The 21,856-nt window shown below is 33.2% G+C and carries 28 protein-coding genes; 17 read left to right on the forward strand and 11 right to left on the reverse strand.

The features are described from left to right. The first annotated feature begins 6 nt into the window (after nucleotides 1–6). From dapB to HNQ90_RS11675, 5 genes are all read left to right on the forward strand, one after another. A complete protein-coding gene (gene dapB / locus HNQ90_RS11655; RefSeq protein ID WP_144116147.1) occupies nucleotides 7–711 on the forward strand; it encodes a 4-hydroxy-tetrahydrodipicolinate reductase in 705 nt (234 codons plus the stop codon). A gap of 65 nt (nucleotides 712–776) precedes the next feature. Further along, the gene (gene lepB, locus HNQ90_RS11660; protein WP_144116146.1) at nucleotides 777–2,366 is read left to right on the forward strand and encodes a signal peptidase I; all 1,590 of its coding nucleotides are present in this window, start codon (nucleotides 777–779) and stop codon (nucleotides 2,364–2,366) included. 47 nt (nucleotides 2,367–2,413) lie between these two features. Then, nucleotides 2,414–3,142 (forward strand): M15 family metallopeptidase, encoded by a 729-nt coding sequence (locus HNQ90_RS11665; protein ID WP_144116145.1) that lies wholly within the window; start codon nucleotides 2,414–2,416, stop codon nucleotides 3,140–3,142. Next, complete coding sequence (locus HNQ90_RS11670; protein ID WP_144116144.1) at nucleotides 3,143–3,766, forward strand: WbqC family protein; 624 nt, start codon at nucleotides 3,143–3,145, stop codon at nucleotides 3,764–3,766. It abuts the gene before it with no gap. Further along, nucleotides 3,766–4,074: a DUF6122 family protein gene (locus HNQ90_RS11675; protein WP_144116143.1), complete on the forward strand. Its 309-nt coding sequence runs from the start codon at nucleotides 3,766–3,768 to the stop codon at nucleotides 4,072–4,074. Before HNQ90_RS11670 ends, HNQ90_RS11675 begins: the two co-directional genes overlap by 1 nt. Nucleotides 4,075–4,227: 153 nt before the next feature. On the opposite strand, the gene HNQ90_RS11680 is transcribed toward HNQ90_RS11675, so the two are convergent. The 9 genes from HNQ90_RS11680 to HNQ90_RS11720 form a co-directional block, all read right to left on the reverse strand. Further along, nucleotides 4,228–5,250 carry an endonuclease/exonuclease/phosphatase family protein gene (locus tag HNQ90_RS11680; RefSeq protein ID WP_144116142.1) on the reverse strand — a complete coding sequence of 341 codons (1,023 nt, stop codon included), beginning with the start codon at nucleotides 5,248–5,250 and terminating at the stop codon, nucleotides 4,228–4,230. A gap of 40 nt (nucleotides 5,251–5,290) precedes the next feature. Then, nucleotides 5,291–5,647, reverse strand: coding sequence for a four helix bundle protein (locus HNQ90_RS11685; protein ID WP_144116141.1), 357 nt, complete (start codon nucleotides 5,645–5,647; stop codon nucleotides 5,291–5,293). Nucleotides 5,648–5,700: 53 nt separating this feature from the next. Continuing rightward, complete coding sequence (locus tag HNQ90_RS11690) at nucleotides 5,701–6,570, reverse strand: rhomboid family intramembrane serine protease (protein ID WP_144116140.1); 870 nt, start codon at nucleotides 6,568–6,570, stop codon at nucleotides 5,701–5,703. Next, a complete protein-coding gene (locus HNQ90_RS11695) occupies nucleotides 6,570–7,319 on the reverse strand; it encodes a rhomboid family intramembrane serine protease (RefSeq protein ID WP_144116139.1) in 750 nt (249 codons plus the stop codon). The genes HNQ90_RS11690 and HNQ90_RS11695 overlap by 1 nt, the downstream gene beginning before the upstream one ends. Nucleotide 7,320: 1 nt before the next feature. Beyond that, nucleotides 7,321–9,171 carry a DNA mismatch repair endonuclease MutL gene (gene mutL / locus HNQ90_RS11700; protein WP_144116138.1) on the reverse strand — a complete coding sequence of 617 codons (1,851 nt, stop codon included), beginning with the start codon at nucleotides 9,169–9,171 and terminating at the stop codon, nucleotides 7,321–7,323. A gap of 3 nt (nucleotides 9,172–9,174) precedes the next feature. Beyond that, entirely contained in the window at nucleotides 9,175–9,462 is a 288-nt protein-coding gene (locus HNQ90_RS11705) for a riboflavin synthase subunit beta (RefSeq protein ID WP_144116137.1), read from the reverse strand. Between the two features lie 52 nt (nucleotides 9,463–9,514). Further along, complete coding sequence (locus tag HNQ90_RS11710) at nucleotides 9,515–9,748, reverse strand: hypothetical protein (RefSeq protein ID WP_144116136.1); 234 nt, start codon at nucleotides 9,746–9,748, stop codon at nucleotides 9,515–9,517. Nucleotides 9,749–9,976: 228 nt separating this feature from the next. Continuing rightward, nucleotides 9,977–10,462, reverse strand: a complete 486-nt coding sequence (gene ribH, locus HNQ90_RS11715; protein ID WP_144116135.1) for a 6,7-dimethyl-8-ribityllumazine synthase — start codon at nucleotides 10,460–10,462, stop codon at nucleotides 9,977–9,979. Between the two features lie 14 nt (nucleotides 10,463–10,476). Next, nucleotides 10,477–11,247: a tetratricopeptide repeat protein gene (locus HNQ90_RS11720; RefSeq protein WP_144116134.1), complete on the reverse strand. Its 771-nt coding sequence runs from the start codon at nucleotides 11,245–11,247 to the stop codon at nucleotides 10,477–10,479. 175 nt (nucleotides 11,248–11,422) lie between these two features. On the opposite strand from HNQ90_RS11720, the gene recF reads away from it, so the two are divergent. The 7 genes from recF to HNQ90_RS11755 all read left to right on the forward strand — a co-directional run bounded on the left by recF (nucleotide 11,423) and on the right by HNQ90_RS11755 (nucleotide 15,822). Next, nucleotides 11,423–12,505 (forward strand): DNA replication/repair protein RecF, encoded by a 1,083-nt coding sequence (gene recF, locus HNQ90_RS11725; RefSeq protein ID WP_144116133.1) that lies wholly within the window; start codon nucleotides 11,423–11,425, stop codon nucleotides 12,503–12,505. Between the two features lie 149 nt (nucleotides 12,506–12,654). Then, entirely contained in the window at nucleotides 12,655–13,395 is a 741-nt protein-coding gene (locus tag HNQ90_RS11730) for a YoaK family protein (RefSeq protein ID WP_144116132.1), read from the forward strand. 99 nt (nucleotides 13,396–13,494) lie between these two features. After that, entirely contained in the window at nucleotides 13,495–13,668 is a 174-nt protein-coding gene (locus HNQ90_RS18125) for a hypothetical protein (RefSeq protein ID WP_420837929.1), read from the forward strand. Nucleotides 13,669–14,482: 814 nt separating this feature from the next. Next, on the forward strand, nucleotides 14,483–14,779 hold the full coding sequence (locus tag HNQ90_RS11740) for a DciA family protein (protein ID WP_144116130.1): 297 nt from the start codon (nucleotides 14,483–14,485) through the stop codon (nucleotides 14,777–14,779). Between the two features lie 98 nt (nucleotides 14,780–14,877). Beyond that, complete coding sequence (locus tag HNQ90_RS11745) at nucleotides 14,878–15,069, forward strand: cold-shock protein (protein WP_067150460.1); 192 nt, start codon at nucleotides 14,878–14,880, stop codon at nucleotides 15,067–15,069. A 127-nt stretch (nucleotides 15,070–15,196) separates the two neighbouring features. After that, a complete protein-coding gene (locus HNQ90_RS11750) occupies nucleotides 15,197–15,388 on the forward strand; it encodes a cold-shock protein (protein ID WP_144116129.1) in 192 nt (63 codons plus the stop codon). 242 nt (nucleotides 15,389–15,630) lie between these two features. Next, nucleotides 15,631–15,822 carry a cold-shock protein gene (locus HNQ90_RS11755; protein ID WP_144116128.1) on the forward strand — a complete coding sequence of 64 codons (192 nt, stop codon included), beginning with the start codon at nucleotides 15,631–15,633 and terminating at the stop codon, nucleotides 15,820–15,822. A gap of 82 nt (nucleotides 15,823–15,904) precedes the next feature. Here the strand turns inward: HNQ90_RS11755 and HNQ90_RS11760 are convergent, their stop codons facing one another. Together HNQ90_RS11760 and HNQ90_RS11765 are read right to left on the reverse strand one after the other, a co-directional pair. After that, nucleotides 15,905–16,324, reverse strand: a complete 420-nt coding sequence (locus HNQ90_RS11760; RefSeq protein WP_144116127.1) for a nucleoside-diphosphate kinase — start codon at nucleotides 16,322–16,324, stop codon at nucleotides 15,905–15,907. Nucleotides 16,325–16,372: 48 nt separating this feature from the next. After that, the gene (locus tag HNQ90_RS11765) at nucleotides 16,373–17,404 is read right to left on the reverse strand and encodes an alkaline phosphatase D family protein (protein WP_144116126.1); all 1,032 of its coding nucleotides are present in this window, start codon (nucleotides 17,402–17,404) and stop codon (nucleotides 16,373–16,375) included. Nucleotides 17,405–17,489: 85 nt separating this feature from the next. On the opposite strand from HNQ90_RS11765, the gene HNQ90_RS11770 reads away from it, so the two are divergent. Genes HNQ90_RS11770 through HNQ90_RS11790 form a run of 5 tightly spaced genes read left to right on the forward strand, consistent with a single transcriptional unit; the run spans nucleotide 17,490 to nucleotide 21,686 of the window. Beyond that, a complete protein-coding gene (locus HNQ90_RS11770; RefSeq protein WP_144116125.1) occupies nucleotides 17,490–18,509 on the forward strand; it encodes a DHH family phosphoesterase in 1,020 nt (339 codons plus the stop codon). Continuing rightward, complete coding sequence (gene gldI / locus HNQ90_RS11775) at nucleotides 18,502–19,044, forward strand: gliding motility-associated peptidyl-prolyl isomerase GldI (RefSeq protein WP_144116124.1); 543 nt, start codon at nucleotides 18,502–18,504, stop codon at nucleotides 19,042–19,044. Before HNQ90_RS11770 ends, gldI begins: the two co-directional genes overlap by 8 nt. A gap of 1 nt (nucleotide 19,045) precedes the next feature. Beyond that, entirely contained in the window at nucleotides 19,046–20,170 is a 1,125-nt protein-coding gene (locus HNQ90_RS11780) for a peptidylprolyl isomerase (RefSeq protein ID WP_144116123.1), read from the forward strand. A 55-nt stretch (nucleotides 20,171–20,225) separates the two neighbouring features. After that, a complete protein-coding gene (lgt, locus tag HNQ90_RS11785; protein WP_144116122.1) occupies nucleotides 20,226–21,155 on the forward strand; it encodes a prolipoprotein diacylglyceryl transferase in 930 nt (309 codons plus the stop codon). Between the two features lie 45 nt (nucleotides 21,156–21,200). Further along, entirely contained in the window at nucleotides 21,201–21,686 is a 486-nt protein-coding gene (locus tag HNQ90_RS11790; protein ID WP_144116256.1) for a DUF192 domain-containing protein, read from the forward strand. Nucleotides 21,687–21,856: the final 170 nt, after the last annotated feature.

Raw genomic sequence — 21,856 nt, forward strand, 5'->3', positions numbered from 1 at the left:
TTTAATATGAATATAGCATTACTCGGATACGGAAAAATGGGCAAAACTATTGAGCAAATTGCCATTAAACGCGGACATAAAGTAGTTTTGACTATTGACAAAGGAGACACCAATTACGACATTACTAAAGCAGATGTTGCTATCGATTTTAGTATTCCTACGGTGGCTTATAGTAATATTGCAAATTGTATTGACAATAATGTACCAGTAATTTCTGGAACTACCGGATGGCTAGATAAATATGAAGATGCTGTAGCGTTATGCGAACAGAAAAAAGGTGCTTTTATTTATGCGTCTAACTTTAGTTTAGGTGTAAACATCTTTTTTGAACTTAATAAAACACTAGCTAAAATGATGAGTGCCTTGAAACAATACAATGTTTCTATGGAAGAAATTCATCACACTCAAAAACTTGATGCGCCTAGTGGAACTGCAATTACTTTAGCCGATGGCGTAATTGAAAACCACGATGGTTACAAAAACTGGAAACTAGAAGAAAACGGCGAGCAAACCATTCCTATTGCAGCAAAACGTATTGCCGATGTTCCTGGTACGCATACCGTATCTTACGAAAGCGAAGTAGACACCATAAATATAGAGCATGTTGCACATACTAGACAAGGTTTTGCTTTAGGTGCTGTTGTTGCAGCAGAGTGGATTGTTGGAAAATCTGGTGTTTTCACAATGAACGATGTGTTAAATATTGGTTAACACAAAATAATACTGTAACAAATAGAACGCTGTTACAACTAACAACAAATTAAAATTTTGAGATTATGACTTGGACACAATGGTTTATATTCATCTTAATAATACAAATAATTCATGGTTTAGGCACCTGGAAACTATACATTAAAGCAGGAAGACAAGCTTGGGAAGCCTTTGTTCCTGTTTACAATGGTATTGTATTAATGAAAATAATAAACCGTCCGTGGTGGTGGATTATCCTTTTGTTTCTGCCTATTGTAAATCTTATTATGCTACCCGTTATTTGGGTTGAAACTGCGAGAAGCTTTGGCAAAAACACCATAGTAGACACCATTTTAGCGGTTGTTACTTTAGGGTTTTACAATTTCTACTTAAACTATGTTGCCGATGTCAGCTATATAGAAAACAGAAGCTTACAACCAAAATCTAGTTCTGGCGATTGGACAAGTTCTATTTTATTCGCTATTGTAGCAGCAACTATTGTACACACGTATTTTATGCAGCCGTTTACTATACCGTCGTCGTCTTTAGAAAAATCGTTATTGGTAGGCGATTTTCTATTTGTAAGTAAGTTTCATTACGGCGCAAGAGTACCAATGACAACCGTTGGCGCTCCTATGGTGCACGATACTATTCCTGTTTTAAACAAAAAATCATATTTATTTGATGATCATTTTGAAGACCGCAACACATCCTGGAAAAATAAACTACAACTACCCTATTTAAGAATTCCTGGATTTCAAAAAATAAATCGTAACGATATTGTTGTTTTCAATCAGCCGGCAGATACCTTGTTGGATATGAATGATTTTACGCCAGATAGAAATTATTACAAACCAATAGATAAGAAAACAAACTTAGTAAAGCGTTGTGTTGGTGTTGCTGGCGATACTCTAGAGGTTAGAGATGGTTATGTTTATATAAACGGCAAGAAAAACGACTTACCAGACCGTGCACATTTACAATTTAGTTACTTGGTGCAACCTAAAACAAATCAATTTAACCCAAACTACATTAAGGAGCGTTATGATATTACTGATGGTTTTGGCATTATGAATGCTCAAAACACATATTACTTTTCGGCGATTTCAGATGAAGCCTTGGCAACATTTAAAAATCATCCTAATGTAAAAAGTATATCATCTAATATTCAAGAAAAAGGCGTTCGCGATGCCGATATTTTTCCACACGATCCCAACTATAATTGGAATGTAGATCAATTTGGACCTTTATATATCCCAGAAGAAGGCAAATCGATAGGAATTAACATAGAAAATTTACCGCTATACAAACGTGCTATTACTGAGTACGAAGGCAACACATTACAAGTTAAAGGCAATCAAATTCTTATTAATGGTGAAGTAACCGATACTTACACCTTTAAACAAGACTATTATTGGATGATGGGTGATAACCGCCATAACTCTATTGATGCAAGACGTTGGGGCTTTGTACCTTTTAATCATGTTATTGGTAAACCTGTATTTATCTGGATGAGCCTTAAAGACATGAATTTATTTAAACCACGTTGGGAGCGTTTCTTTACTACCGTTAGCGGAACAGGGAAAGCAACCTCATTTTTAATTCCGTTTTTAGTTTTATTATTTGGTTGGATAGGGTTTAATAAATGGAGAAAGCGTAAAGCAGAAAAAGAATAAACTAAAGTATATTTTACGGCTGACTTGTAACGTCACAAACCATATGTATGTCTTTTAAAGCGGGTATCTTAACTTTTTTTATAGGATTGATAGCTTTCGGTCAAAACCATAATGCTATAGAAGTACCTGCCATTACTAAAGATTTTGTTTTAGGGAAATTCGACTATAAAACGCATGCCCAATTTACTAAAGTAGATATGGCTCATGCCTCGAAAACAATTTATTTAAACAAAGACGTGTATTCGGCATTTCTTAAAATGTATAACCACGCCAAGGCAGATGGCGTTGATTTAATTATAAAATCTGGTACCAGAAATTTTAAGGAACAGAAAGCCATTTGGGAACGTAAATGGGTAAAATACAGCAGCCTTAATCCTATGGACCGAGCTAATAAAATATTAGAGTATAGTTCGATGCCCACAACATCTAGACACCATTGGGGCACCGATATGGATTTAAACAATTTTACCAATTCGTATTTTGACCATGGTAAAGGCAAGCTGGAATACCAATGGCTTTTAAAAAACGCTAATACCTATGGTTTTTACCAAGTTTACACGAACAAAGCTAATGGAAGAACGGGTTATAATTTAGAGCGTTGGCATTGGTCTTACATGCCCTTAGCTAAAACTTACTTAGAGTTTTATAACAAGCACATAACCTATTTGGATATTACGGGTTTTAAAGGCTCTAACCTTGCAATAGAATTGAATACTATAACTTTATATGTTAATGGTATTTCCAAAAAAGCTAAAACGGCATTTAATAAAGACTAAATGAATATTGTTATACATCCAACATACTTCCCTAATATTGCACACTTTGTTGCTATAGCTAACGCGAAAACGGTTGCCTTTGAAATGGATGATAATTTCCTGAAACAAACCTACAGAAATCGCGCATACATTTATGGCGCCAACGGTAAATTAGGTTTAAACATCCCCGTTATTCATTCGCAAAAAAACAGACAAAAACACAGAGACGTTAAAATTTTTAATGAAGATAATTGGCAAAGTTTACATTGGAAATCTTTACTATCGGCCTACAGAACATCCCCCTTTTTTGAATATTACGAAGATGAACTCCAGCATTTATTTACCGAAAAAGCAGAGTTTTTATTAGATTTTAATTTAAAATGTTTTGAAGTTATTACCGATTGTTTGCAATTAGATTTAGAGTTAACAAAAACGGAAACCTACCAAAAAACCTACTCTGATAAAACAGACTTTAGACCTCTAGTGCATGCTAAAAAAGAGCCGCTTTATCCTTTTGAAAGTTACACGCAGGTATTTAATAGTAAACACGGTTACATACCTAATTTAAGTATTTTAGACTTGCTTTTTAACGAGGGTCCAAATGCTTTAAATTATCTGGAAGCTCAAAACACAACCCTTTTATAATGCTACAAACTTTTGCTCATTATGGTTGTCATTTTTTGTTACCACTTGTGGTGGCATTACTCTTTTATAAGTCGAATTGGAAATACGCTTATTTAGTAATGATTGCAGGTATGTTAATTGATTTAGACCATTTATTGGCAACGCCTATTTTCGATCCTAACCGATGTAGTATTGGGTTTCATCCGTTACACTCTAGCTTTGCTATTTTGTTTTATATTTTTTTATGTGTACCAAAGACATCTAGATTGGTAGGCTTAGGTTTAGTGATTCATATCATTGCTGATACTATTGATTGTTCTTTAATGTAGAATACTAGAGTGAAGCGTTGCGCAAGGGATAGTAGAGGAAAGCCCACAGCCCGACGCAGGAGGTGCGAGGACTTGTAACGGATAGCCCGACCACCTGTCCTGAGCGGAGTCGAAGGGTGTGGTTGCGCCCAAATTAAAAAAACAGGGTGCTGACTACTCGAGACTAAGTGTTGTTGTAATGGGATAATGATCGGAATAATGGGCGTTATAGGCTTTAAAACCATTGACGTTAAAGGCTTGGTCGGCAAAAATAAAATCGATACGAACTGGGAAAAATTTAAAATCGTAAGTTCTGCCAAATCCGTTTCCAGCTTCTTTAAAGGTATCATTTAAATCGCCTCTAATTTGTCGGTATACATACGAAAATGCGGTATTATTAAAGTCGCCACAAATAACCATTTTGTATTTGCATTGCTTTTTATGCATTAAAAACAACTCGGTTTGAAATTGTTGCATTTTAAAGGTGGAACCAATGCGTTTAAATAAGCGCTCGGAATCTTCCTTTTTTAGACTTTCCACCTTGGTATCGATACGCAAGGACTCGAGGTGGATGTTATAAAACCTTATGGTGTCTTTGCCTTTTACAACATCGGCAAAAATGGCATTATTAGCTGTATCTGGAAACTCGATTGAGCCGGAATTTATTATTGGAAATTTTGAAAAAATAACTTGTCCGTATTTCATTTTTTTTCCAGATAGTTTTTCGAATTTATATTTAAAAAACGATAAATCGATGTTTTTATGCGGATGGTATTCCTGTATACTGAGTACATCGGGAGCTTCGGTTTTTATAAAGTCTACAATTTTAGTTTCTACACCCTTTTCTGGAATCCATTGATATAAATTAAACAACCTTACATTGTAGTTCATGACCTTTATATTATTGGGGCTTTCGACTTTTACCGATGATGAAAATTTATAAAGCGAACCAAAAGAAAAATAGCCAATTAATAAGGCCACCAACGATAACATAAACTGCCTTTTTAAGCGAAAAACCCAGTACAAAAAGAACACAACATTAATAATAATTAAGAAGGAAACACCTAGGTTTACAACGGCTAATATGGAGAATGTTTTTGGTGGTAAAAAAGGTAAAACAAAAGACAGCAAAAGCAGTACAGCTACAACAACATTTACTAGGTAAATGATTTTATTTATGAAGCTTAGTTTTTTCATGAAATTAACTGCTAGGAGACTTTTGACCGTTGACGGTTGATTACTTTAAGTTTCTTTTGAATGCTATCATCATATTCATCAAATGAAAGGATTCGTTATAATATTTATTAAATTGTTCTTCTGAAATATATTTTCTCCTAATTGCTTTATGTAAGCAGGTTACAACTTCCGCTAAAGACCTAATTGAATACCCCAAAAACTTGTTTTGTTCAGGGTTTGATTGCCCAATAGCGCCTTCTGAAATATTTAAAGCAACAGAATCTACTGCTCTTATTAATTGCGAGGATAAATTATAATATTCTTTTTTAGGAAAATTATCAATCAATACATTGATTTCCTCTCCTAAATCCATTGCTTTTTGCCAAATAAGCAGTTTCTCGAACTTAAATTTACTCATAACGCAATACGTTTTTTATCTTCTGTCTTCTACCTTCCGACTTCCGTCACTTTTCATTTCCCTGCTCTAAATAAAAATTCCTTTTCTTCTGAAGTTAAACTATCATAACCACTTTTACTGATTTTATCTAGAATGACATCAATTTTTTTCTGATTATTAAAGGCATTAAAATCGGCTTTAGTATAACCACCAACTTTTCCTTTATTTTTATGAACCGTTTTTAACGGTCCTTTTTTTGATGGTTTAAACATGCTTACCACGCTATCTGTCATACGCTCGAAACCTTTTCCTATATCGTTTCCACTAAGTAATTGTTTGGCATAAAAATAACCTAACAAGGCTCCACCTAAATGTGCTAAGTTACCACCTGCATTTCCATATACCGGATCTTTAATACCCGAAAAAACACCTATAACATCCAATGCCACAATGGCGGCTCCAACATACCATAGTTTTAAACTAAATGTAAAAAAACGCATTTCCTGATTTGGCATGTAAGCGCACAAAAAAATTAGTAACGCTCTCACTGCTGCAGAAGCACCTAATAACCTTGAACTCCCACCAAATACGCCAGGAAACAAGCTGTAACAAAACATAAACAACAACCCTCCAGAAATAGCACCAAGAAAATAAATATTTATAGCCATTTTAGCACTAAACAAGTTTAAAAACATGCGCCCTAAAAAGTACAACCATAGCATATTGAATAAGATATGCCAAACATCGTAATGTAAAAAGGCATAGCTAATAATACTCCAAGGTTTCATTATGAAACTAGAAAAACTACTTGGTAACTCAAACCAAATTAAATCTGTTCTTAAAATAAGCGCCAATAGAAAAACCACCACATTAATGGCTATAATTTTTTCTAGCACATTAAGGTTTGTAAGTTTGTCTTTTATGTCTTGTGTTAGTGTTGTCATTAATTCCAACGGTTGCTGTTAAACTGATTTTTTTTCCAATACCACATAATTAAAAAACCTGTTACCGCACCACCAACGTGTGCCATATAAGCCGTATTACTTGGACTAAAGAAAGATTGCCCGGTAACACCAGAAATTAAATCTAAAATAATTATTCCAGGTATAAAGTATTTAGCTTTTATTGGAATTGGTAAAAATATCATCATTAATTCGGCATTGGGATTCATCATACCAAAAGCAGCCATAACACCCATGATACATCCTGAAGCGCCAACCATACTTGCATTATAAGCAGGAAAAATATCTTTAAGCATAGCAACTTGAGCCTGAGAAACTCCCGAACTTACTTGATTACTAGTTAGCATTTGCTTTATACTTTCTGAGGTTAAACCAGAATCTATTAAAGCATTATAATTAGGAAGATATTGAAAATAATAAAACCCAACTTGCAATAATACTGCGCCTAATCCTGCTGAAATATACAGAAACAAAAACCGCTTAGAACCTAGTACTTGCTCAACAGGTGTACCGAACATCCATAAGGCAAACATGTTAAATAAAATATGCATAGCACCACCATGCATAAACATGTGGGTTATAATTTGCCAAGGCTGAAAAGCATCATTCTGCGGAAAATACATAGCGAACCATTCGTAGAACGTATTCCCATTCCCTATAGTTAATGTACCAATAAACATAATCGCGTTAATGATTATTAAATGTTTAACGGTATCTGAAATTCTCATCATATTATATAAATTTTTTATCTAACTCATCAACACTCATGGTAATAAATGTTGTTCTATTAGTAGGCGATACATTAGGTTCTTTACATGCAAAAAGTTTATTTACCAAATGCTCTTGCTCATCCTTTTGTAAAGACTGCCCTGTTTTAATGGCTAAACTTTTTGCCATAGATTTTGCTAGCAAATCGGAAGCACTAAAATGACTTTCGGGCACTTCGTTCTCTACATCGCTTACTAATTGCTCTAAAATAATAGATACTTCGCTTTCTGGCACACCTACAGGAACTCCGGTAATCTCTACCAACTCTTCCATAACGCTAGAAAACACAAAACCTGTATGTTCTAAATCTACTTTTAACTGATTTATAATAACGATATCCTGTGGCGAAAAATGCAGTTGAAGCGGAAAAAGTAATTGCTGACTAGCCGCTTCCTTGACCGTTAAATTTTTTAAAAAATCTTCATACAACACACGTTGATGTGCTCTATGCTGGTCGATAACCATCATACCAGATTTAATGGTACTTACAATATATTTGTTATGTAACTGATACGTGGTATGCGTTTTTTCAACCTGCTTATCATCATCAAAAATAGATGCTGTACGTTCTTCGCTTTCAAAGCTAATGGCACTAAATTCCTGTTTAGAATGATTTCCTTTAGATTCTAGACCTACATATAAACTTTCCCAACTTTCGGTAGGTTCTTTTTTATAGTTTGATACTCTTGGCTGTGAAGTTTTTTCTTCTTGAAAAGGGTTAAAACTTCTATCAACCTCAACTTTAGGAACGCTAGTTTCCGTTTTTTTATAGCTGTACGGTGTGTCTAAATTAGGGTCGCGATCAAAATCTAAAACAGGCGCGATATTAAATTGCCCTAAGCTATGCTTTACGGCAGAACGCAATAAGGCATACAAGGTATGCTCATCGTCAAACTTAATTTCTGTTTTTGTGGGATGTATATTAATATCTATAGTTTGCGGATCGACGGTTAAGTTTAAAAAGTAACTGGCATGTGTACCGGTTTTTAGCAACCCTTCGAACGCCGAGGCAATAGCATGATTTAAATAGGCACTTTTAATAAAGCGATTATTAACAAAAAAGTACTGTTCGCCTCTGGTCTTTTTAGCAAATTCTGGTTTACCTACAAAGCCAGAAATATTTAAAACCTCGGTATCTTCCTCTACGGGAACCAATTTTTCGTTAGTTTTTGCTCCAAAAATATTAACAATACGATGCCTGTAATTACTTATTGGTAAATTAAAACTTTCGCTTCCGTTATTATACAATGCAAAACTAATACCTGGGTGTGCTAATGCCACACGATGAAACTCATCGATAATATGGCGTAACTCTACCGTATCGGATTTTAAAAAATTGCGTCGCGCAGGAATATTAAAAAACAGATTTTTTACAGAAACGGAGGTTCCTGTAGGTGTAACTACAACATCTTGAGATGTAATATTACTACCCTCGATTACCAAAACATTACCAACATCGTCGGTTTCTTGTTTGGTTTTTAACTCCACATGCGCAATAGCGGCAATACTAGCTAAAGCTTCACCACGAAAGCCTTTAGTGTGCAGCTGAAATAAATCTTCGGCACTTCTAATTTTTGAGGTAGCATGACGCTCAAAACTCAATCTAGCATCGGTAGTACTCATGCCTTTACCATTGTCAATAACTTGCACAAGGGTTTTTCCGGCGTCTTTAATAATAAGTTTTATCGTATCTGCTCCGGCATCAATAGCATTTTCTAAAAGCTCTTTAACTACTGACGCTGGGCGCTGTACAACTTCTCCTGCCGCAATTTGATTTGCCACATGATCGGGTAAAAGCTGTATAATGTCTGCCATAAATTATTTGGGTAAAAATATAGATAAATCGAAATCGATGATGAATAAAAATACTAAAACAAGAATTCCAATAATAATTAAAACACGCTTACTAGCTTGGTGGTCTGGGTTGTTTTTATAGTCGTCGAAAGCATCAATAAACTTACCTTTTATACCTTTATTAGGACCTACGGTTTTTCTGTATTCGTCAAACTTATGTTTAATCTCATAAGGATTACCTTCGCCTTTATCATCATAAGTACGAGGTGTATAACTAAATTTTTTGTTTTTACGCAGTTTTAAAATTCCCATGATTTCTAAGTTTTTTAGTACCAAATAAGGGTCAAGTTTATTTGGTAGAGTTTTACATGTATTTTTTTTCTAATAAATACATACAAATCAATAATAATACCAAAACCAATAGTAACACCTTCATGGACATAGCACCTCGTGTTTTCACTTTAGTGCTTTTTTCGCGTTTCCATTTGGAAACAAATTCTTTGGTATTAGAATTGTTATCTAAACTAGAATCCGTTTGATTTTCCTTAGAAAACCTAGGTTGATAATTAAAAGTTTTATGCTTACGTTGTTTAAACAAAATCTAGTTTTTTGCCAATAAAAATGTTAAATACATTGGCATTGCTCCTCTTTTCAAAAATACTTAAAAGTAGTCAGAAACAGAAGCTTTAAAAGCCAAAAAATGTTAACAAACCGCTTATTGAGCCATTTCTAAAAAAAGAAAAACTAAATTCCAAATACTTAGAAGACGCTTCTAAGCATATCATGGAATTTAGTTTTTTTTGAATATTGAAATTTTTAAAACAACTTAATTGTTTTCTCTAAGTTCTGCCATTTTAATAGCAGCAATAGCCGCTTCTGTACCTTTGTTACCGTGTTTACCACCAGAGCGATCAATACTTTGCTGTATATTATTATCGGTAAGCACACAGAATATTACTGGTGTTTCGCGCATTACATTAAGATCTTTAATACCTTGAGTTACACCTTCGCAAACAAAATCGAAATGCTTAGTTTCACCTTGTATTACACTACCAATTGCAATAACCGCATTTACCATTTGTTCTTGCATTTTTTTACAACCGTAAATCAACTCAAAACTTCCTGGTACGTTCCAACGGATAATATTACCTGGTAATACGCCATTATCAATTAAGGCATTATAGGCGCCTTCGTATAAACCTTCTGTAATGGTATCGTTCCATTCTGAAACAACAATCCCAAACCGATAATTACTCGCGTTTGGGATTGATGTTTTATCGTAATCCGATAAATTTTTATTTGCCGTAGCCATATATGTTTTAGCTATTATTTGTTTGCTAACACTGTTGCTTTACCAATAAACACATCTACTTGTGCCGCTTCGGTAGAGTTTGCGTAGTCATTTTTAATTCTTTCAAAGTAAGCTAACGCCTTATCTGCTTTCCCTAACTCTAAAGCAATTGTACCTGCTTTAAATAAATACATAGGTGTAGTAAATTCGTTGTTACGCATTTCGGCAGCTTGCTCGTAATACCCTAAAGCATCATCGTTTTGGTTAAGTTGCACAAAGGCATCACCAATATTTCCTTTAGCTAAAGGTGCTAAAATCTCGTCGTTACTTTTAAATTCACCTAAATACTTAACCGCATTTTTGTAATCTTTTAATCTTAAATACGCTGTACCAGCATAGTAGTTTGCTAAGTTAGCAGAAGGCGTACCACTGTACTCCTCGATAATATCTAACATACCAAATTTACCTTCGCCACCATTTAAAGCTAAGTTGTATAGAGAATCTTTTGACGCTCCTGTAACAGCTTGATCAAAGTATTTTTGAGCTTGAAACATATCGTTCATAGCCGCTTGTTGTTTTGGCTTTGCAACATATTCTTTATATGCTAAAGAACCTAAAACAATAACAGCAACAAGACCAATTATAATAAAAATATACTTTTGGTTTTTTGCTACAAAATCTTCTGTTTTAGAAGCTGTTTCATCAAGTGTGTTAAAAACCTCTGCAGTTGTAGACTCCTCTTCAATATTAGTTTGTTTTTCTACTTCTGTTTTTGGTTTGTAACCTCTTTTCTTATAAGTTGCCATGTATTTAGTCTATATGATATGGTCCTAACAAAAATATATAGGACACATTTTATTAATGTGGCGCAAAAATATAATTTTTCTTCATAACTAAAAGCCTATTTATTTGATATTTTTCAATAATTTGCACTTCTTATCTAGAGTTTAACCTCTAAAGGCCCTCAAAGTTGCTTTTTCTATGATTTTAAAATCGCTTTCTTTACTTAATTATAAAAACTTCGATAGTAAATCGTTCATTTTCAATGATAAAATAAATTGTATTGTTGGTAATAATGGTATAGGCAAAACGAATGTACTAGATGCGATTTATCATTTATCCTTCGGAAAAAGTTATTTTAATCCTGTAGCTACGCAAAATATTAAGCATGATGAAGAGTTTTTTGTGATTAATGGCGACTATAATAAGGATGAAAAAACCGAAAAAGTAGCGATAAGTTTAAAACGCGGGCAAAAAAAGGTGATTAAGCGCAACGGAAAGGCTTACGATAAATTTAGCGAGCATATTGGCTTTTTGCCTTTAGTAATAATATCGCCTGCCGATAGAGATTTAATTATTGAAGGTAGTACCACGAGACGAAAGTTTATTGACTCGGTAATTTCGCAAAGCGATAAAAGCTATTTAAATCATCTAATTAACTACAACAAAATACTAGCACAACGTAATGCATTATTAAAATATTTTGCATTAAACCATACCTTTAATAAGGACACTTTAGAAGTTTATAATTCGCAGTTAACCGAATACGGAACGGTAATTTTCGAAAAAAGAGATGCCTTTTTAAAAGCTTTTATTCCCATTTTTAAATCGAGATACGAAGCCATTAGCAATGGCAACGAAACTGTAGATTTAATTTATGATAGCCATTTATTTGAAGATAACTTAAACACACTTTTAATGGCTGCTATTAATAAAGATAGAGCCTTACAATACACTAGTGTTGGTATACATAAAGACGATTTACATTTTAATATAGCAGAACATCCTATTAAAAAATTTGGAAGCCAAGGGCAACAAAAATCGTTTTTAATAGCCTTAAAACTAGCACAATTCGATTTTATAAAAAACCAAAGTGGTGTGAATCCTATTTTATTGCTAGATGATATTTTTGATAAACTAGACGAACAACGTGTAGCACAAATTATTAAACTGGTGGACGATGAAAATTTTGGACAACTCTTTATTAGCGATACGCATGCAGAACGCACTGAAAATGCTGTAAAACAGGTACATCAATCGTTCGAGATTTTTAAGTTGGAATAGCCATTTATTTCTCCCTTGACTTTATTGAGAATTTCGACTACTTTCGCTTATCGCTAAATATAAATTAGAGGTATCCAACATGTTTTTAGCATGAAAACCAGTTGGTATTCTTAGAAACATTGTTTACTATTTAAACTAAAGAAAACTAAATGTTTAGACATCAAGGAAAAAGCAGAACTTTAAAACATAATTTACGTATTGCCACTGTTCTATCTTTTGTTGCAGGCATAGTAAATGTTACGGGCTTTTTAGCGTATAAGCATTTAACCACTAATGTAACCGGTCATTTTGCGCTATTTATTAACGATGTTGCTACTTTTCAATTCTGGAAAGGCACTATATATTTCCTGTACATTTTCTCTTTTCTATTCGGGTCTTTTGTGTCTAGTTTTTTAATTGAGCAGTTTAGAGAAAACAAAAAGCTAAATGTTTTTTTTCTGCCAACTTTAATTGAATGTTTAATTTTAATATCAATTGGGCTTTTAAGTAATGTTATGGCTTTAAAATCTGCAGATTTAATTGTGTGCTTACTGCTTTTTGCAATGGGGCTTCAAAACTCTTTTGTAACTAAAATTTCGAATGCTGTGGTAAGAACAACGCATCTTACTGGCCTATTTACTGATTTAGGCATTGATATTTCGCAATTATTCTTCCCCAATCTACATAAAGAAAGAGAAAAACTAAAGGCTAATATTAAATTGAGGATTTATATTATTTTATTCTTTTTTGCTGGTGGTTTAGTGGGTGGCTTTCTTTATTCTAAAGTCGATTGGAAATTAAACACACTGCTTTTTGCCGCTTTAGTTTTATTGAGCAGTTTATTTTATGACGATATTAAGTATAGCTTAATAAAAAACAGAAGAAAGCATAAGCAAAGTAATCGGTGTTAATCCGAAGTCATATTTAAACTAGCGTTTAAAAGAACTTTTTGACTTTGTAAAAAATTTCGACTACCTTCGTTTACCCTCGGATATAAAACAATAAAACGAATTCATTTCCGAGAAAAAGTTGTAAAACATTTAAGAGATGCGAATAATACCAACATTAATTCTGACATTATTAGTTTCAATAAACATTTTTTCTCAGGAAGCTTATATAAAACTACCACAAGCAAAAACTCAAAAACCATCCGTCATATTCAACAAAAATATTATTGGAAATGAATATTTTATAAAAAGTTTGGGAACTTCAGAGGATGAGTTAAAATCCAAAATCAATGAAATGTCAATATTAATGGAGATTCCGAATAAAGAAAGCATTGATTATTATAATCTCACCGAACAAGGTATCTTATTTGTGGATTTAAAAACAATTCCAGTTAGCAAAAAGCAATCGGAATTGAATCAATTTTTTGGATTGAAAAAAAAAAGGAAAAATCTATATAGATGGCTACTTATTAGAAAGCGAAAAATATAATATAGCATTAATTGGTATTACTGAAATTGAAATTGTTGAACCAAATACCGCAAATGGACTTAAAAGTCGAGTTCTAAATATATGGACTTTACCGAAAAAGGAAAGATATGGGAAATAATCTCCTTGGATTGAAAAAACGTTTTACAAAACAGTATCTAAAAAATTGCTAATTTTAGCCAAACTAATGTTAGTTGTTCGTTTATTAGCTTATGATTTTCCTTCGAAAAACCCTCGCACACAAACACGAACCTTTCCATATAAATAAACGGCAAACGAACCTCTCCAAAAACTAAATAACTTTCCATTTAAAAAACAAACTAGCCAACATACCCGCGTTAGGGATAAAAGCGGCATCCTTTTTAAAGCTTGCCAAAATACAACTTGAGTTAGTCTATAATTTAACAGATTGCGACATCGATAACTCTTAGCCGCAACAACTTTAAAAAGATATAGCGGATAGCCCGACCCTTTTCGGGTAACGCCCAAAAAACATGGCTAGAATTGGACTTAATTTTATACTTTTAAACAAAATTTAAATTACATATATAAGTTAACCGCACCATGGCAAAACGAAACAACGAAAACCTAAGTATTAGTGACGCTTTAAAAGAGTTTGTTGAAACTAATAGGCTTGAAAAAGGATTAAACAAAGTAAATGTTGCTGAGGCATGGGCTAACCTTATGGGGAATGGGGTTAATAATTATACCACCTCGGTAAATCTAGAACGTGAAACGCTTTATGTACAATTGAGTTCCAGTGTTTTAAGGGAGGAATTAAGCTATGGCAAGGCGAAAATAATTACCATGCTTAATGAGGAACTAGGCAAAGAAATTATTAAAAAACTGGTTTTAAGATAATTAGATATTATGGGTTGGCATAAAAATTTCACAAAAAAGATAAGACTTATTCTTTTTTACATTATATTTGTTGCTTAATTTATTATAATACAAATACAATGAGTAAAGGTACCGTAAAATTTTTCAATGATTCTAAAGGATTTGGTTTCATAGTTGAAGAAGACAACAACAAAGAACATTTCGTACACATTTCAGGACTTATCGATGAAATTCGTGAAGGTGATGTTGTAGAATTCGATCTACAAGAAGGTAGAAAAGGATTAAACGCCGTAAACGTAAAAGTAGTCTAACGATATACTATTTCACAATTACAAGTAGGGCCTATCATTTATTTTGATAGGCTTTTTTTGTTTATAGTGTTTTATAACTTAATTGGCTGTACCTTTGCTGCATATTAATTATTATAATACAATAACAATGAGTAAAGGTATCGTAAAATTTTTCAATGATTCTAAAGGATTTGGATTCATAACTGAAGATGACAACAACAAAGAACATTTCGTACACATTTCTGGATTAGTTGATGAAATTCGTGAAGGTGATGCAGTAGAATTCGATTTACAAGAAGGTAAAAAAGGATTAAACGCCGTAAACGTAAAAGTAATCTAAGGATATACTATATAACAATTACAATTAAAAGCTTATCATTTATTTGATAGGCTTTTTTTTTGGTTTAATATGAAGCCTCTCTGAGCATACGGAAAGCGCAGAACTACAGAAAAACAAATTGTTTTTAGAATCTAATATGCGGCAAGAGTATTCTAGTCCTTCCATATGAAAGGATTTAGTATGTTTTTTTTGTGGCACGACCTTTGCAATCCATATAATATTATTAATTAAAATATATTACAATGAGTAAAGGAACAGTAAAATTCTTCAACGATTCTAAAGGATTCGGATTTATAACTGAAGAAGGTTCAAACACCGAACATTTTGTTCACATTTCTGGATTAATCGATGAAGTTCGCGAAGGTGACATAGTTGAGTTTGATTTACAGGAAGGTAGAAAAGGCTTAAATGCCGTAAACGTAAAAGTAGTTTAGTAAAACATACAGTACTTTTTTAAAACAAAAAATCTCGCAACTTAGTTGCGAGATTTTTTTATGTTTTATTATGGTGTAATAACTAAAATTGGTCTCTTCCTGAAAAATGGAAAGCGCCTTCGATAGCTGCGTTATCATCACTATCACTACCATGTACTGCATTTTCACTTATAGAATCTGCAAACATTTTTCTGATAGTGCCTTCGGCAGCATCAGCAGGATTTGTAGCACCTATTAATGCTCTAAAATCATCTACAGCATTTTCTTTTTCTAAAATAGCAGCAACAATTGGTCCGCGAGTCATGTACTCTACTAATTCTGGAAAGAATGGACGCTCATTATGTATCGCGTAAAACTCTTCTGCATCTGCAGTTGTCATTTGTGTTAATTTCATTGCTACAATTCTAAACCCTGAAGCTGAAATTTTTTCTAATATTGCACCGATGTGTCCTTTCTCAACAGCATCTGGCTTAAGCATTGTAAATGTTCTATTTGTTGCCATTATATTGTTTTAATTTTGTGCAAAAATACATTTAAATATTATTTTTATCTAATACTTTTGTAAAAGTTCTTGTAGTATAATATTTTCATTTCCACGCATTTCCATTTTTATTGCTTTTGTATCAAAATTTACTTTTAGCAAACCGAAACTAATTTGACTTACCACTTTACCAATTCTATATTGATTAGGCTCCGAACTAAAATTAGAATACGAATGTGTTAATCCACTTGATGTAAAATCTATTAATGGATAGTTTACACCATCAACAATAGTTTTAGAAAATTCTGAAATATGTCGGTCTCCAGAAAGCAATAAAACGCCTTTTGCTTGAGTTTTTTTTATGAGCTGCTTTAATTTATCGACTTCGTGAGGAAAATTACCCCAAGTTTCAAACCCATGTTCTGTAGATAAAAACTGAATACTGCTAACAATTATATTAAAATCTGCGTTTGTTGTTTCTAGTTCTTTCTCTAGCCATTGCCATTGTTGGTTTCCTAAAACAGTACCTTCTCCATAATTATTTGGCTTATACCTTTTTGCAACTATGTCATCATCAGTCAAGGCCGTTCTAAAATAACGTGTATCTAAAACTATAATTTTTATTGCGCCTTTTTCTGTTTCGATAACTTCTGAATGATAAATGCCTTCTCTATGCCTTCTGAAATCATGTTCTGGCACATTTAAGAAATCTAAAAATAATTCTTGACTTTGCTGTTTTGCTTTAAACTCTGCACCACCATCGTTTAAACCATAATCATGATCGTCCCAAGTGGCCAAAACTTTAGTGCTTTGGGTTAGTTTTTTATACTCGGGCTGTTTTAATAATTGGTTGTAATCATCTTCCATTTCCTGTCTGTCAGCGGTATCAGAATATACATTATCGCCTCCCCAAATCCATAGGTTTGGTTTATTACTTAAAATATCATCCCAAAGTATATTCTCAATTCCTTGCTTATTACATGAGCCAAAAGCAATTACAAAATCACTACTTGTATCAACTTGAGCAGCTGTTTTATGTTTTACAGATTTACACGAAAAAATAAACACACTCAAAACAATACACTTAAATATAAACTTCATTTTAAATAAATTTATAGGTTTAGATGCTATAAATGTACGTTAATCCATTTAAAGTATATATTATTAAATTGTATATTCGTGGCCTATGAAAACACAAGATATTACATGCATAAAACAGCTATTATCATCGGCTAAAAAAATAGTAATTGTACCGCATAAAAACCCCGATGGCGATGCTATTGGCTCTACTTTGGGACTTTACCACTATTTAGTTAAAGGCAATCATGATGTTACCGTTATAACACCTAATGATTATCCGCATTTTTTAAAATGGATTCCTGGAAACGAAAGCATTTTAAAACACGATACACAAAAGGAGGTTTGTGAAGATTTAATTAAAAATGCCGACATTATTTTTACTTTAGATTTTAATGCTTTTCATAGAACCGGACAGATGGAAACTGTTTTAACAAACAGTAAAGCTTTAAAAATTATGATTGACCATCATCAAGCACCAGATGATTATGCGACTTATACCTACAGCGATGTTAGTATGAGTTCCACTTGCGAAATGGTATACAATTTTATTGACTTTTTAGGCGATGAAAACTTGGTAGATAGCATCATTGCAACTTGTCTTTATGTAGGTATTATGACAGATACAGGTTCGTTTAGGTTTAGATCTACCACCAGTAAAACACACGCTATAATTTCTAAACTCATAGATAAAGGGGCCAATAATAATGAAATACACAATAACGTTTACGATACTAACAGCTATGAACGTTTGCAATTATTAGGCTGTGCGCTAACTAATTTAAAGGTGATCCCTGAGTCTAGAGCGGCATATATTACGCTTTCGCAAGACGAGCTGCAACAGTATAACTATAAAAAAGGAGATACCGAAGGTGTTGTTAATTATGGTTTATCGTTAGATGGTGTGGTACTTGCTGCAATTTTTATTGAAGATAGAAAAGAAGGTATTATAAAAATATCTTTACGTTCTAAAGGCAATTTCTCTGTAAACGAAATGTCTAGAGCACATTTTGAAGGTGGCGGTCATACCAACGCTGCAGGTGGCAAAAGTGATTTATCCTTACAAGAAACGGTTGAAAAATTTATTAGTATATTGCCTAGTTATAACAAAGCACTAAATAATGAATAAATTACTCACCATAGCCATAGTTTTACTAGTATTTAGCTGCAAAACTCCTGAAGCAAGACGCCCAATTTCGGTAACATCGGGTTCTTTTATTGATGCCTCCGTGGAGCGCAATAAAAAATTAAATGCAAAAGAAAAAGCATCTATTGAAAAACTAATGAGCCTTGAGCAAAAGGATTACATTGCTTCAGAAAGTGGTTTTTGGTATTATTACAATAATAAAGTTGAAGTAGACTCTTTAAAAACACCCGGTTTTGGAGATGTTATTAATTACAACTATAATATAAAAGCTCTTAATGGTAGCGTTATTTACTCGACCGACGAGTTAAAAACACAAACCTATGCCATGGATAAAGAAGAGTTATTTACTGGACTTCGCGAGGGTTTAAAGCTCATGAAATCTGGTGAAACTGTTACTTTCCTTTTCCCTTCGCAAAAAGCTTATGGCTATTATGGAGATGAAAATAAAATTGGAAGAAATACACCTCTAATCTGCGAGGTAACCGTAAATTCTATTACCCTAAATCAATCCCATTAACATGTTATCAATACGTTTTATTAAAGTTTTATTGCTTGTTTTTGCAATGTATTTAACCTCCTGTAAAGCACAATACCCAGACCTAGAAGACGGTATGTACGCCGAGTTTGTAACAAGCAAAGGAGTTATGGTTGCTAAACTAGAGCAAGAGCTAGCGCCTATTTCGGTTGCAAATTTTGTATCCTTAGCCGAAGGTAATAACACCATGGTTAACGAAAAATACAAAAAGAAAAAGTTTTATAACGGTGTTATTTTCCATCGTGTTATCGATAAATTCATGATTCAAAGTGGCGACCCTAACGGTACAGGGCAAGGTGGACCAGGTTATAAGTTTAATGGCGAGTTTAACGAAGCCTTAAAACACGACCAACCAGGAATTCTTTCTATGGCTAATTCTGGACCTAACACAAATGGTAGTCAGTTTTTTATAACCGAAGTTCCAAAACCTCATCTTGATAATAAATACAATGTATTTGGTAAATTGGTTATTGGTTTAGATATTCAAGACTCCATATCGAATGTAAAAACAGATAACAGAGATAAGCCTTTAGAAGATGTAACTATTGAAGAATTGAATATTATAAGAAAAGGAAAAGCCGCGAAACAATTTGATGCTCCTTCGGTATTTAAAAATCATTTTGCTGAAGCTGAACGTATTGAAAAAGAAAAAAAGGCTAAAGCAGAAGCGATATTACAAGCTACATTAGATAAATTCGAAATGCAAAAATCCAAGGCTACTGCTCTAGAGTCTGGTTTAAAATATTATATCTCTGAAAAAGGAAACGGCGAAGGCTTAACCGAAAACACACCGGTATTAACCCATTATGCGGTGTATTTTGAAAATGGAAAACTACTAGAAACTAGCAAATTGGAAATTGCTGAAGAATTAGATGCTGTTAACGAAAAACGTAAAGCAGCAAATAGGTATAAACCTATTACTGCCGATATTGGTCCAGATGCTCAAATGATAGCAGGTTTTAAAGAGGGCTTGCAGCAATTAAACGTTGGCGATAAGGCTACATTATTTATTCCTTACCATTTAGCCTACGGCGAAGCGGGATCTAGAGGTATACCGCCAAAATCTAATATTATTTTTGAAGTTGAAATCTTAGAACTTCTTAAATAAATTTTAACATTAATACCTCTTTAAACCCTTATATTTACAGCGTAAAACAAAACCTATGCAAGTATTAAAATTTGATTGGAACCCAATAACTGGGATTGATATTATTGGAAATTTCAAACTCCACTTTTACAGCCTTATGTGGGTTATTGCATTTATTATAGGTTGGTATATCATGAAACGTATTTTCACTAAAGAAAAAGTGTCTTTAGATTATTTAGACCCTCTTTTTATCTATACCGTTTTAGCTACTATGCTTGGAGCACGACTTGGGCATGTTTTATTTTATCAATCGGAATTAATCTCTGAAGATTTTTTTAGCATCTTTCTGCCTTTTAAATTTAAAGGTGGTTTTGAGTTTACAGGGTTTCAAGGGCTAGCTAGCCATGGTGCTGCCATTGGTATTATTGTTGGAATGTACTTGTACAGAAAAAAATATACTTACAAATCTTTACTCTGGATTTTAGACCGTATTGTAATTACCGTAGCTTCTGGAGCTGTTTTTATTAGAATAGGAAACTTTATAAATTCTGAAATTATAGGAAAGGTAACCGATTCTAATTTTGGGGTACGTTTTATACAAGACCAATATTATAAAAGGGAAATTGTACAGCGTACAGGTATAAACGATGTACAAAAAGCCTATAGCGCTGTAACCGATAATGCACAGTTTCAAAATTTATTAGAGGCTGTTCCTTATAGACACCCATCGCAGCTTTACGAATCGTTTTGCTACATTTTTGTATTTTTAATTTTATTGTACTTCTACACCAAGACTAGCAAAAAAGACCAACCAGGATTTTTATTTGGTTTGTTTTTAGTTTTACTGTGGAGCATTCGTTTCTTTATAGAATTTACAAAAGAACCTCAAGGCGAAGAATACATTAATTGGTTTGGTTTAAATACTGGACAATGGTTAAGCATACCTTTTGTATTAATAGGGCTTTATTTTATGTTTGTTTATAAGCCCAAAACAGCAGGTAATTAAAATTTCAAATAACAAAAACTAAATTCCAAAAAAAGGAGATTTATGATGACTTTGAAACCTAACATTATAGCGCTTCTCTTATTTTTAGGTGTTTCTTTATTAAGCTGTAAGGAGGACAAAAAAGTTATAAAACAAACCGAAATTAGCTTTACTAAAGAAGGTGAATTAAGTATTATAAAAGCCTCCGACGCTACAGCAATAAAGCTTGATATTGAAATTGCTGATACCGATTTTGACATTCAAACTGGCTTAATGTACAGAAATTCAATGGCCAATAACCAGGGCATGCTTTTTGTCTTTGATGATGAAAAAGAGCGTTTCTTCTACATGAAAAACACCAAAATCCCTTTAGACCTTATTTATATTAATGCTAACAAAATCATTGTTAGCTTTCAGAAAAACGCGAAACCTTTTGATGAATCTTCACTCCCATCAAACACACCTGCTAAATATGTATTAGAAGTTAATGCTGGTTTAGTTGATGTTTGGGGTATTGCTGTTGGAGACCAAATTATATATGAGACTAAATAGCCTAAACTAAACCTCCAAAATGGTTTTACAAAAGGCACTACTAACATGCAATAGCTGTCTTTTAACAGCAGGATTCCACTTTAATGCCTAAGCGCCATCTCTAACAGGCACACTACAATAATCGCCTTAACCATTTTTAATTAGGTTAATGTAAGACACATAAACCTAAA

Origin of the sequence: Algibacter amylolyticus, assembly GCF_014202225.1 — a bacterium.
Taxonomy (GTDB): domain Bacteria; phylum Bacteroidota; class Bacteroidia; order Flavobacteriales; family Flavobacteriaceae; genus Algibacter_B; species Algibacter_B amylolyticus.